We start from the raw sequence: 12,687 nt of genomic DNA on the forward strand, positions 1-12,687 counted from the left end.
GGAGAACAAGGCATGCCATTAAAAACGACATTTTCCGAAAAGCTGTTTAACTTCTGCAACTACTTCTTGTTTGTGCTGGTAGGTCTGACGACGCTGCTGCCATTCCTCAATCTGATCGCCAAATCCTTTAGCAGCGAGGCAGCGGTTATTTCCGGCAAGGTCAATCTGCTGCCGGTTGGCTTTCAGACGGGGACGTACATGTATGTGCTAAAGGACGCCATGTTCCTGAATTCCCTTAAAAACTCTATTATTCTGGCGATTGTAGGCACAGCGTTGGGATTGTTTCTGACAACAATTACTGCGTATCCTCTGTCCCGCGTCCAGCTGCGCGGCAGAAAGTGGTTTCTGCTGATGTTCATTTTTACCATGTTGTTCAGCGGCGGCCTGATACCAACCTACCTGCTGATGCATAATTTGGGCCTGGTCAACCAATTCCCGGTATTGTTCCTGCCAGCGGCAATCAACGTTTTTAATATGCTGATTATTAAAAACTATTTTGAAGGCTTGCCGGACAGTCTGGAGGAATCCGCCAAGCTGGATGGCGCAAGCAATATCCGCATCTTGTTTTCGATCATATTGCCGCTGTCCCTACCTGTTATGGCCACAATCGCGTTGTTTTTTGCGGTAGCCTTCTGGAATGACTTTTTTACGGCGATGATCTACATTACCAATCATGACATCAAGCCGATGCAGCTGTTCCTTAAAGAATTGCTGGTGTCTTCAAGCAGCGAGTTTCTAAAGGATAACGTCGATGCTGCGCTGAACACAACACCTCAATCCATTCAGGCAGCATCCATCCTGCTTGCCACACTGCCTATTTTGCTCGTTTATCCGTTTTTGCAGAAATACTTCGTAAAAGGCGTGCTCGTAGGGTCCGTGAAGGGATAACGAGGACAGCCATGAAGGGCGGTGATGCAGTCAGCTTGTCCGAACAGACGGGTGAATGCTATACAATGTCAACGCAATTAACAACACACATTCGGGAGGGTTCTGTATGAAAAAAGGATCTTGGTTAGCAATTGTTATTGCATTAGCCCTAACACTTACCGCTTGCGGCGGAGGAAATGGCGAAAAGCCGGGCTCGGGCGAGAAGCCTTCGGAAAACGGAGGAGAAGGCGGAGCAAAACCCAATCTTACGATGCTGATGCAATACAGCTTGTTTGATCCCAATGCAGATCCGGTGGCAAAAAATATAGAGGATGTCACCGGCTACAAAATCACCTATGAAATGCTGCCTGCCGAAAACGGCGACGAAAAGCTAAATTTGATGGTAGCAAACAATCAAAACTTTGATGTAATGAAGCTGGGAGCTGCTCAATTCTACAAGCTGGCGACTGCCGGAGCGCTTGAGCCGCTTGACGAGCTTATTGATAGCCTGGGTCCTAACATTAAAGCCGCTATTAAAGAGGATTCCTGGAAAAGCGCAACGATTGACGGAAAAATTTATGCCATTCCGGAAACGGGCTCAGGCGTAAGCGTGGGCGAAGAGCTGGTTGTACGCCAGGACTGGATGGATGAGCTGAACCTCAAGCATCCTACGACGCCGGATGAGCTTTATGAGGTGCTAAAGGCAATTAAAGCAGCCAAAAACGTCGTTCCGCTTACAGGTACAAAAGACTCCATTTACGGCGATATCGCCGCCGCCTTTGGCGTGCTGAACGAATGGAACGATGTGGATGGAACGCTTGTGCACAAAGCGGAGCTGCCGCAAATGAAGGAATTTCTGAGCTATATGAACAAGCTGTATAGCGAAGGTCTGCTGGATTCAGAAATGCCGCTTAACACAGCCGCCAAAGCTATTGAAAAGTTCTCCAGCGGCAACGCGGCGATGTTCAAGCTGGCCTGGTGGAGCGCGTCCCCTGCAGAAGCTGCGCTTAAGAAAAATTTCCCGGAAGCGGAAATCGGCATTATTCCTTATCTGGTCGGCAAAGACGGCAAGTCGTCGGTCGGCGTTAATCTGGCGACAACCTGGTATATTGCGGTGCCTAAGGTTTCCAAGCTGAAGGAGGACGCAATCAAGCTGATTGACTCCAAGCTTCAGAAGGAAAACTTTATCAAGCTGGCTATTGGCGAAGAAGGCGTTCATCATGAGGTGAAGGACGGCAAATATTATCCTATCCTGCCTAAGTTTAATGATGATTTGGCAAATGCAAGCTCCTACATGACTGGTGTTAATGAACATGATTATCCAACGTATTGGCAAGCTCGCGTTCGTAAGGACCCTGTTCTTCAGCGCTATTACGAGGCGTTCCAGGAAAATGCGGCCAAGGGCAATATTGTTATTGACCCGATGTCCATTGCTCCCCCAATTGAAGCCGTATCCAAAAACAAGCAAAAGCTGACCAAGCTGCTGGATGATGCCGCTCTGATGTTTATTGCAGGACAGCCAATTGGCGAATATGATGCTTTCCTGGCTCAATGGAAGGCTGAAGGCGGCGCCGAAGCGGTTCAGCAAGCCAACGATTGGTATAAATCCATTTCTAAATAACAGCTCATTGTAAGAAAGAAATAAGGGATGGGGACAGCCGCAAATTGCGGCTGTCCCTTTGCCAATAGGGCGGGCGAAGGGGACGCAACAGTATGGGAGGAACGGATAATGGAATTGAAATCAGAAATAAAATCCGCACATCTTCAGGTGGAGGCGGCGCCCGAGGACATAACGATTACGCTGGAGGGTCTCAGGCATACGATAACGTCCGTCGATGCAATGCCGGAGGAGAATGAAGAGTGGCTTGTATTGTTTACTTCCGCATGGGGGAAAACGGTGCATGTTCCGGCAAACGGCGTGGCAGTACAGGTTGGAGCCGGAAATGTTGTCACGAGAGTCATTAACGAAGCTCCTGTCGGTATTGCGCCGGAGTGGAGCGGGCCGACGGAGCTGGACATACCGGCAAAAGGCTATGTGCTTGTAGCGCGCGATGGTTTATATTCATCGGGAAGCAGCCGTTATTTTCTGGCGACCTGCTTCAGGAAGGGGGATCGGATCAGGCTGCGCAGAAACGGAAGCGTAACGGATCATTACGGCTTGGGAGAAGCAGGGGAAGGAGAAATACGGATATTTCTTCATAATCCCAGCATCTATACGGAAACAGAAACCTTTACCTTTATTAGCGGAAGAGTAAGCGTTGGCTCTGGCCATACAGGAGCTGATAATCCAATCGTTACGATTAATGGAGAAACAATCGCTGTTGACGAGCAAGGCAGCTTTAACCATAGGCTGGAATTGGCGCAGGGCTTGAACTATTTAGATGTTGAAGCAAAAACCAGCATTGGAGCGGGGGCTGCGCAAAGCCTCGTTATTTTCGCCAGACCGCAGGATACAAAACCACAAAAACGTATTGTTTTGTGGGTGGATCAGAGAGCCAACAGCGGAAGGCTGCGGACGAGAGAGGCGGTCCGGGAGCTGTTGAAGCGTGCTGAACATGCCGGCGTCACGGATATTGCTCTTGATGTCAAAGGAGTGGAGGGCTACGTTTCCTATCTTAAAAATCCGTTAACGAAACGTCCGCATCTCAGCGCCCGGCAAATAAGCGATAAGGAAGCGGTATTCCCGCAACTTGATTTGCTCCAGGTTTTTATCGAGGAGGGACATGCTATTGGCCTTGGCATTCACGCATCCATGAACATATTTGCCGAAGGCTCGGTTGTTCGCGGTGAATACGCCATTCTTGATGAACACCCGGATTGGGAGGAGACGGTGTACAAGCATCAGGACGCAGGTGTCTTGCTGCGCCAAAGAGAAAGCTCGTCTCCCGGTGCTGTTGCCTTTGTAAACCCCATGCATGATGAAGCTCGCGCTTATCAAATGGCGGGTATTCGTGAAGTCGTCGAAGGCTACGAGGTGGATGGCATTATTTTGGATAGGGGCAGATATGACAACGAAACGGCCGATTTCAGCCCGTTGACCCGCAAACGCTTCGAGGCCTATTTGGCGAATAGAGGCAAGCAGCTCCTGCATTGGCCTGACGATGTATTCCGCTATGAAGGCAATACGAGAGTAGACGGCCCGCTTGTGCTGGATTGGTGGGCATTTCGGGCAGAGTGGATTACCGGATTTGTTGCAGACGTCAAAAACATGATTGTGGAGCATAACAGTCAGACCGGAGGCGATGTCCTGCTATCCGCCTATGTCGGCTCCTGGTACGATACCTATTACAACAACGGTGCGAATTGGGCCACCCACGGCTTTCAATATGATAATCGCCTGCAATTCCAGGATGGCTCCATCTACACGGAGGACTATGTAAGCACCGGTTATATTCGCCATTTGGATTTCCTTATGATCGGAACGTATCAGGACACGCTTGCCGAGGTTGAAAAATATATGACGATTGGCAATATTGCGACAGGCGGTGAGGTTCCCTTGTACGCTGGCATCGCTCTTAGCGGAATGAACAACGAGGCGCGGCAAAACGAAGTATTTGGAGCGGCTTTTCGCAACACCGACGGCTTGATGCTGTTTGACGCTTCCCATGTGGATTGGGATGTTATTGATGGGTCATTAAAGTCAAAATCCGTCTCTATTTGATTTGTCCCATGCCTTCGCAATACAGAAGCTTGCCATCAAAGTGATGCTATGGCGAGGGGACTTCAAAGCTGTTCTGATTTATTCCTATATCAAACGAAAGACGGAGCAGTCCGAAAAGTCAAGTGGAACGAATAGCTATTCAGCAGAGAGGACCGGACGGGAAAGGGTGTCTTGAGGGCGAGTTTTTTTGTCCGTTTTTACCCAATAAAAATTAAAATCAAAATAAAGCGGACAAAAATGTTTGAGCTTCCAAGACACCCTTTTCCGGGAGGGACCGGTTTTGCTGAATAATTATTCATGGTTTTGGAGGAAAGCCTATTTATATATATTTACTGCTTTGACGAAGATAACTCAAAAATTCGGGCAAAGGCCTGCAGGTTTTCGTTCAGGTAAGAAGAGAGATTTGGTCCTAGCTGCTTGAAACGACTGCTCATATCCGCAATAAAACTGGATAATGAAGATGTGTCGGCGTTCTCAAACGGGTTTTTGGTATCCATTTGATCGCCATCCGTCTGTTGTACCTTCATTATTCCAGCATTTCTTTGACGGGCAGCCGCTACCACTTCTGCTATATGATCCTCCCTTTTCATGAGGGTGGCTTTAGCGGAAAGCTGAAACATGCTCCCCATAAAGAGCTTTTTGTGTTTATCGTCGGTTATGTAATTGTCGGCTATGTATTGAGCTTGAGCCATTCCTGCACGACGCATAGTATTAATTTCCTCCCACGAAAAAGCGGATAGATCAGGCGGATCAAAGAGGGTGTTAATTATGGCGTAAGCGGCTTTCATTACTTCGCCAGGCTGGCCCCCCAGTGTTTCCTCAAGCATCGACTCCGTAGTGTAAAACGGGTAAAGAGCGGACGATGCTTCTTCAAGCTCAAGGTTAATTATCCGCAGTTCTTCTGCAAGCAAGACAGGATCTTGCAGTTCGTTAGCGGAGCTGCGATTTAATAGAGTCCGCGCCAGCTCTGCCTGTTTTTCGGTATTCCGAACCAGCTCCTTTTGAATTTCCAGCGCTTTGCTTGTTATTTTTGAAGCAAAGCTGTCACGTTCTTCCTGCGTCGGAAGCAAGGACTGCGTCCTCCGCAGAGTGCTCAGCTCCTCCTTTCCGCTCATGGCGCTGAATAAATCTCTTGCTTGCTGCGAAATAACGGCTTCATCCGGTTCCTGCCGCTTGGCAGCCTCCAGTTCAGCCTGCTCCGTTATTTTTCTTTGTGCTTCCTCCAGCTTCTGCTTGTTCTCCTGCAGCTTTTCAAGGTTAAGCTGCTGCTGCAGCTCGCTAATTTGCCTCTCCAGCTCCTTGATGGCTTCGGCCGAGTCCGGCCTGCTTTGCTTATTGTCTTTGAGCGCCTGCACCTGCTTTTGCAAAAAGGCGATTTGACGCTCAAGAGCGCTGCCTTTGCTTGCTTGCTCCGGCGAAGCAGCCGCCGGGCCTGGGGAAATCGATGAGTGTATTCGCATAATGAATCTCCTTTCAGGAACAAAGTGACAACAAGTGTGATTCCAAAAGCTCGTCCATTCGTTCGACCGACAGTTGAGTAGGATGAAGCATGCGATGGATAGCCAATCCATCAATAAGGGCATAAAGCTTCTCGGCTTCAACTTCAATATTCAGGCCTGGCCGGAGCCGCTTGTTTTTTTCAAGCTCTTCCAGTACAAACAAGGAGGCTTTGTAAAGTCCATTCTGAATGGCAGAGCTAACCGTTTTCAATTCCGGATAAGCAAGCATTTTGGATTGAAAAACAAACCAGACCTCCATTTCCAATATTCGTTCCTCGTCGATCGGCAGAAGCTGCAGCAGCAATTCTTTTAAATCCGATAACAGAGAACCCTCATAGGGCAAAGCTTTAAGTCTTTCCTCCACCCGTTCCGCAATCAGATTCATACAAAAAATATATAGCTCCGCCTGAGTGGAGAAATAATGGCGCATGGAGCCCGCCGATAGTCCGGCTTCCTTGGCTACCTTGCGAACGGTTGCTTCCTCGAGTCCCGAATGCTGGATGACCCGCAGCGCCGCTTCCGCAACAAGACGTCGTTGTTCCTCATGATTTACGATTTTTGGCATGGCTTAATTATAATCCCTTTTCTTTTGTAATACAATGTGTTAAATTTTATTTAATTCACTGTATTAAAATAACAAGGAGCAAACATTCCATGAAAATTGGCGAAATGAAAAGGACAACAAGGGGAAAGCGGTGGAAGCGGATTTCGCTGATTTTGCTTGCCGTTATGGTTGGGTTTATCGGGTCAGGTTTTCTTTATGAAGCTATAGCTTCCCACACAGCCGTCAAAAACTATCCTCCGCCGGGGAAAATGGTAGACGCGGGCGGATATTCGCTGCATATGGTCAAAAAGGGGAGTGGCGCTCCTGCGATTATTTTTGAGGCGGGCAGCGGGGAAACTAGCTTGTCCTGGAGAGATGTCCCGGATCAGCTTGCTCCTTATGCTACAGTCGTCACCTACGACAGAGCGGGTTATGCATGGAGCGAAGAGGCGGATAGCGATCGCACGGGAGCAAATATTGTGGAGGAACTGCACACTGCATTAAAGGCAGAGGGTATCGAAGGGCCTTATATTATGGTTGGTCATTCTCTGGGAGGCATGTACGCGAGGTTGTTTACAGAAACGTACCGGGATGAAATGGCGGGGCTTGTTTTGGTGGACGCCAGACCTGAAAATGATGAACGGGACACGAAGGAAACGCTGGAGGCGGAGAATTTTGCGGGAAACCCGTCATCCTGGGAAATCAAGCTGTTCAAGCGCTCCGGACTTTTGAGGCTTTTCCAAAATGTTTTGCTGGAGGGAATGGTGGCAAAGGAAGATAGAGGACATTTTATTAACGTCATTTCAAAGCCTGCGTATTTCGATGCAAAGGATAATGAAGGAAGGTTGTCCAGCTTAACGGAGGATGCCATTCGCGGACAGAATCTGGGGACATTGCCGGTTCGCATTATTGCGCGAGGTATCGCGCCGGATTACGCCAGTGTCGGCATATCGGAAGAAGGGGGCCGGAAGATCGAGGAGATCTGGAGGGCTGGACAAGAAGCCATGCTGGAGATTTCGGCGGACAGCCGGTTAACGATTGCGGAAAAAAGCGGGCATATGGTCATGAAGGATCAGCCTGAGCTTGTTGTGGAGGCTATTCAGGAGCTGCTGGGAATAAGATGAAGAATGTGGGGGCTGCTGCTTCCAACAGCCCCGGGCTTTCGTCAGAAAATGTTCCTCAAATCAAAATTCGTCTAGGTACCAATCATCCTCGTCCTCATATACGGGCGCATCAGGATCTCCGACATAGATCATGACCGGATAATAGCCATCCTCGTCAAGCTGCTCGGGAAAGCGAGGTTTTCCTTCTATATAAAAGCTTTTAACGCCTTTTGCATCAAAAATAACTCGGTTATTGTTTTGAAATAGCTCATAGTTGTATTTAGTCGTCTGGTCATTGATGGTTACGAAAATATCCATCGGATAATCTGATTTAATCCGCACGGATACTTGTTCTAGCACGGACCCCGGATTAGGCTGCCAATCGGCCGCCTCCATCAGATTGATGTTTGCAGAAACTTCACCGGATTGCAGATTGTTGCCAAAGCCCAATTCTTCGCCAATTCCATAAAGAAAATAACCTGATGGTGATTCTTCCTCTTCTTCATAGGCGTAATCCTCCCCGGCTATCGCCAGCAAACGATTCAAAACAGTTACAGTTTCCGCCCGGGTAACGGTTCTGTCAGGATAGAATTTGCCGGAAGCATCAGGCGTCATAAGGCCAAGTTTGGTATAGCGGTAGAGCGCAGCGCCTTTCACATAATCCAAATCGGTAGCAAATTGGAGCTCGCCGTCTTCTGTAACTAATTCCACCTTGGGCTGCATAAGGGAAACGGAATTCACTTTATTATCGAATGCTTCATAGCTGACGTGTTTTGAAAATTTCACATCCTTAATGTACGACAATTCCTTCAGGATGTCTGGAGTGGACAAATCGTAAAGCTCGGGTGTATCTACCTTGGCGAATAGAGCGTCCAACGTCATCATAACGTCCCAACGCGTCATTTTTTTGTCGGGTTTATAGTAATAGTCGTCTTCTTCACTGATAAAGTTTTGCTCGTCAGCTGCGTAAATCGGCCAAATGGTGCTGTATAGCTCGGCAAACTCCTTGCTTGCCCAGTGATTATCGGGTACCCCAGGGATGGCTTGAGGCTCAGGATGGCGCAGCAGCGGGAAGAGACGATAGATCATTACGGTAAACTGTGCTTTGGTGACAGCCTCTGCGGGCTTGAATGTGCCGTCAGGATATCCCGTCAGAACGCCGCGCTTGTTCATTTCGTCAACAGAGGCTTTGGCCCATGCGTAGCGAGGATTGCTATCGACATCCTTGAAGCTGGCAAAGGCGGGTGTTGCCCAGAGGGCAGATAACAGGATAAAGGACATGCAGGTAAAAATTAGCTTTCTCAACGTCGTTATGCTCCTTTTGGATGAGGTGATGTCTGGATGTATACACGATAGGAGATGCCCGGCTCGTCAGAATCCAGTAGGCATAGTGTACCAGAATAGGGGAGCTGGCACCTTGTAAATTTTGGATAAAAATTGTCATAGGAAGGGGGCTGTCCGAAAAGTCTGTTACGGTGAATAATGATTCAGCAAAACCGGTGCCTCCCGGAAAAGGTTATCTTGGAAGCTCAAACCTATTCGTCCGCTTTTTTTTGGCCTCGCCCTCAAGAAACCCTTTCCCCTCCGGTCCTCTTGCTGAATGCTTATTCGTTTCACGTGACTTTTCGGACAGCCCTTGTCTGAATAAAGCAATCGCCATTCCGTATGCGCGTCCGGCTATGTGAAATATTCCAGCTTTGCTTGAGGGAAATAGGTTAACATGCTTTCATGCAAAACTTCCTTTAGCTCGTCTTCCTCTTCCTTCTGGTAAATGTATTTGCCAATGCCGTATTTGCCCCATTTGTACCGGCGTTTGGCTTCGTCCAGCTCCAGCTTGGTCATAGGGTAATTTTGCTGGATAACCCGTTTGGCCGGTTTGGTAAACCGGTGCTGAATAAACTCGAAGGTGATGTCCTCTCTGGCTTCAGGATCAAGCTCTGCATCCAGCCGCTGGAACAGCTCCCTATATCCGCGCTCCCAGCCTTCATGCCGGTAAATGGGGGCAACGATAAAACCTAGCGGATAACCCGCTCTGGCAACCTTGCCGGCCGCCTGAATCCGCTGCTCAAGTGTCGAGGTCCCCGGCTCAAAATGCTTGATGACGTAATCGGCGTTTACGCTGAAGCGAAAGCGGGTTTTGCCGTTGTGGCGCGCATCCAGCAGATGGTCGACATGATGGAATTTGGTTACGAATCGCAGCTTTCCGTGCTGGCTTTGCCCAAAATGCTCAATAGCTCTTTTAAGCGTATGAGTCAGATGGTCGATGCCTACGATATCGGAGGTGCAAGACGCCTCAAACCTCGTTATTTCGGGCGCCCGCTCCTCCATGTATTGATCGGCTGCATCCAATATTTCCTCAACGTTGACATACGTTCGAATATACGGCTTGCTGCCCATCGTTGTTTGCAGGTAGCAATAATGGCAATGGCCCATGCAGCCCGTTGCAAAAGGGATCGCATATTCAGCGGAAGGCTTGGAGGTATCGAACTTGAGTGTTTTTCTAATGCCGACGACCAGGGTAGCCTTGGCGGTGCGGTATTGCTGTCCCGTTGTTTCGCCGGGCAAATTGCGAATCTGGTTGTGGGAGGTCGTATAACGTATTTCCAAACCCATGTCCGTAAACTTTTTGAGCAATTCCTCGCCTAAAGGGTAATTCAGCGCATCCGGTTCAAAATAGACAAGCCGAGGCATAAATGGGCCTCTCATGGCTCATCGTACTCCAAAAACGAAGCGGCTTCGGCATCGTCGGCCTCCGGAAGGCTGTCAGCCTCGTCCCTGCCGCCAAAGCTTTCATAATAAGCCTGCTCGGCTTCATGCTCGGAGGGGAACACGGCAAGCTCGTCGGATAACTCGTAAAAGGTGTCATGCAGAAACAAAGAAAGCTCCTCCGGGCTTTTTGGATTGCTGACAACTGCGGCTGCCTGAACGTTTGCTACATCCTGCGCATGGGGATTGCGGTAAAGCACGTATACGACATCGCCGGGGCGATATGAATTGTTTTGTTGACTCACGGCTATCACTCCTTTTTATCTATTTGTTATCAACTCCTCTTTAGATTCCCCCAGCCTCTTCCAAGCTATGCCAAACGATGCAGACAGCAAGCAGAATAGAGGATATACTGGATAAAAGAGGAATAAAAGATCGGTACAATAACGATCAAAGAATGGAGTGATCAGGTCTATGCTCGAACTGATAAAGGGGCCATATTTGCAAAACCCGGGTGAAACATCCATGACCGTGCGGTGGGAAACATCGGGACGAGCTGCCGGCAAAGGTGTTCTATATGCGGCGTCCAGAACGCATAATGGTCCGCTGGAGGCCGGGCAGGAGCCGATGCAGGAGGTCATTTCCGAATCCGTTCCTTTGCTGGAAAAAGAAGATGGCATCGTAAGCTCATTTATTCATTCCGTTACTTTTAATGAGCTTGAGCCCGGAACTGCTTATTTTTACCGCGTTTGCTCGGAGGGCGAAGGAGGAACTGCTGAGTCCCAATTGTATCCATTAAAAACCTCAACGGGGAAGGGAACGCCTTTTTCATTTGCCGTAACAAGCGAAACGGGCGGCTTTAGCTGGATGGACAAGACGGGCGGAGAGATCAACAGAAGCATTTTTGCGCAGATGAAACGGTTCAGGCCCGATCTGGCCTTGTTTATCGGCGATATTGTGGATGACGGCAACCGGTACGAGGATTGGGATACTTATTATTTTGCGCCGGGCAAGGAATTGCTGAGCACCACGCCTTTTTACAGCTGTCTTGGCAATCATGAGGACAATGCTGCCTGGTTCTATCGCTTTTTTGCATATCCGCAGCCCCGGAATTATTACTCCTTTGATTATGGAGATGTTCATTTTACATGTCTGGATTCTACCGATTTTGTCCAGTGGGGAGACTACCCGAACAGCAGCGCTCCCATTGGGCCAGGCCATCCGCAATATGACTTTCTGGAGCAGGACCTGTCATCGTCGGGCGCAAGATGGAAAATCGTCTTTTTTCATTATCCGCCTTATGTCTCAGGCAGCTATCAGGTGGAAGCTATGCGCGAGCTTTGCCCTGTGCTGGAGAAATACGGCGTTGACGTTGTGCTGAATTCTCATACGATCGTATATGAAAGAAGTTTTCCGTTGAAGGCCAACAAAGTGGACTTCGATGAAGGGATAGTCTACATTGTCTCTGGAGGCGCCGGGGCCATGCCGGAGTGGCTGCTGCCCAAGCGGGAATGGCATACGGCTCAATCGCTGGCGGTTCCGCACTTCATTCAGGCTGTCGTAACGCGCGAGAGGCTGGAATTCAAAGTGATGGACGAAGAAGGACGGCTGTTTGATCTTTACCAGATCAGAAAAGACGCCGATGGGCGAAAGCAGCATTTTTAGGAGTTTGAAGCGGAAAACGCCAAGCTTTTTCTTGGGGCCAAATTAGGGTACAATGTTACACAATACCAATAGAGGAGCTGGCATTGTGGCAAATGAAGAATTGTTGCTGACGCAAGAGGGCTTGAATAAAATTGAAGATGAGCTAATGGAGCTGAAAACAGTCAAGCGCAAGGAGCTGGCGGAACGGCTTAAAGTTGCGATTAGCTACGGGGACTTGAAGGAAAATAGCGAATATCATTCCGCCAAAGATGACCAGGCGCATATGGAAACAAGAATTTTGCAGCTGGAGCGTATGCTCAAAGTTGCCCGCGTCGTAGACGCCAGCAGCATTAAAGCCGACGAGGTTGGAGTTGGTTCCGTCGTTATTTTAAACGATGTCGAATTCGACGAAAAGATCGAATACCAGCTAGTTGGTCCTGCAGAGGCCGATGTATCCAGCGGTAAAATATCGTATGAAAGCCCGCTTGGCAAAGAACTGATGGGCAGAAAAAAGGGAGACAAAATAGAAGTTACCGCTCCCGTTGGCATTATTCAATACGAACTGCTTGAGATCAGAACAAACTAGTACTCTGTAAACCAACAAACTAATAGTAATCCATTGACCCGTCGATATATCTACAAAAAAGATATGAGGGATTGAGG

Annotated in this window: 11 protein-coding genes; 6 read left to right on the forward strand and 5 right to left on the reverse strand. The window is 48.8% G+C overall.

Annotated features, from left to right (window positions below):
* Window positions 1-12 precede the first annotated feature (12 nt).
* The 3 genes from A7K91_RS20935 to A7K91_RS20945 all read left to right on the forward strand — a co-directional run bounded on the left by A7K91_RS20935 (window position 13) and on the right by A7K91_RS20945 (window position 4,528).
* Window positions 13-888: a carbohydrate ABC transporter permease gene (locus A7K91_RS20935; RefSeq protein WP_068686405.1), complete on the forward strand. Its 876-nt coding sequence runs from the start codon at window positions 13-15 to the stop codon at window positions 886-888.
* Window positions 889-994: 106 nt separating this feature from the next.
* Entirely contained in the window at window positions 995-2,488 is a 1,494-nt protein-coding gene (locus tag A7K91_RS20940) for an extracellular solute-binding protein (RefSeq protein WP_068686407.1), read from the forward strand.
* A 108-nt stretch (window positions 2,489-2,596) separates the two neighbouring features.
* Window positions 2,597-4,528 carry a family 10 glycosylhydrolase gene (locus A7K91_RS20945; protein WP_068686409.1) on the forward strand — a complete coding sequence of 644 codons (1,932 nt, stop codon included), beginning with the start codon at window positions 2,597-2,599 and terminating at the stop codon, window positions 4,526-4,528.
* 329 nt (window positions 4,529-4,857) lie between these two features.
* Here the strand turns inward: A7K91_RS20945 and A7K91_RS20950 are convergent, their stop codons facing one another.
* Window positions 4,858-5,988 (reverse strand): FlxA-like family protein, encoded by a 1,131-nt coding sequence (locus A7K91_RS20950; protein WP_068686411.1) that lies wholly within the window; start codon window positions 5,986-5,988, stop codon window positions 4,858-4,860.
* Window positions 5,989-6,001: 13 nt separating this feature from the next.
* Window positions 6,002-6,592, reverse strand: coding sequence for a TetR/AcrR family transcriptional regulator (locus A7K91_RS20955; RefSeq protein ID WP_068686413.1), 591 nt, complete (start codon window positions 6,590-6,592; stop codon window positions 6,002-6,004).
* A gap of 89 nt (window positions 6,593-6,681) precedes the next feature.
* On the opposite strand from A7K91_RS20955, the gene A7K91_RS20960 reads away from it, so the two are divergent.
* Complete coding sequence (locus A7K91_RS20960) at window positions 6,682-7,695, forward strand: alpha/beta fold hydrolase (RefSeq protein ID WP_425415667.1); 1,014 nt, start codon at window positions 6,682-6,684, stop codon at window positions 7,693-7,695.
* Between the two features lie 60 nt (window positions 7,696-7,755).
* Here A7K91_RS20960 and A7K91_RS20965 read toward each other — a convergent pair whose 3' ends face one another.
* The 3 genes from A7K91_RS20965 to A7K91_RS20975 form a co-directional block, all read right to left on the reverse strand.
* On the reverse strand, window positions 7,756-8,979 hold the full coding sequence (locus A7K91_RS20965) for an S-layer homology domain-containing protein (RefSeq protein WP_068686415.1): 1,224 nt from the start codon (window positions 8,977-8,979) through the stop codon (window positions 7,756-7,758).
* Window positions 8,980-9,351: 372 nt separating this feature from the next.
* Window positions 9,352-10,380, reverse strand: coding sequence for a spore photoproduct lyase (gene splB, locus A7K91_RS20970; RefSeq protein WP_068686417.1), 1,029 nt, complete (start codon window positions 10,378-10,380; stop codon window positions 9,352-9,354).
* Entirely contained in the window at window positions 10,377-10,691 is a 315-nt protein-coding gene (locus A7K91_RS20975; protein ID WP_068686429.1) for a transcriptional regulator SplA domain-containing protein, read from the reverse strand. The genes splB and A7K91_RS20975 overlap by 4 nt, the downstream gene beginning before the upstream one ends.
* Window positions 10,692-10,854: 163 nt before the next feature.
* On the opposite strand from A7K91_RS20975, the gene A7K91_RS20980 reads away from it, so the two are divergent.
* Both A7K91_RS20980 and greA read left to right on the forward strand, forming a co-directional pair.
* Complete coding sequence (locus A7K91_RS20980) at window positions 10,855-12,045, forward strand: purple acid phosphatase family protein (RefSeq protein WP_068686419.1); 1,191 nt, start codon at window positions 10,855-10,857, stop codon at window positions 12,043-12,045.
* An 85-nt stretch (window positions 12,046-12,130) separates the two neighbouring features.
* Entirely contained in the window at window positions 12,131-12,610 is a 480-nt protein-coding gene (greA, locus tag A7K91_RS20985; protein ID WP_068686421.1) for a transcription elongation factor GreA, read from the forward strand.
* Window positions 12,611-12,687 lie beyond the last annotated feature (77 nt).

This window comes from Paenibacillus oryzae (genome assembly GCF_001675045.1).
Taxonomy (GTDB): domain Bacteria; phylum Bacillota; class Bacilli; order Paenibacillales; family Paenibacillaceae; genus Pristimantibacillus; species Pristimantibacillus oryzae.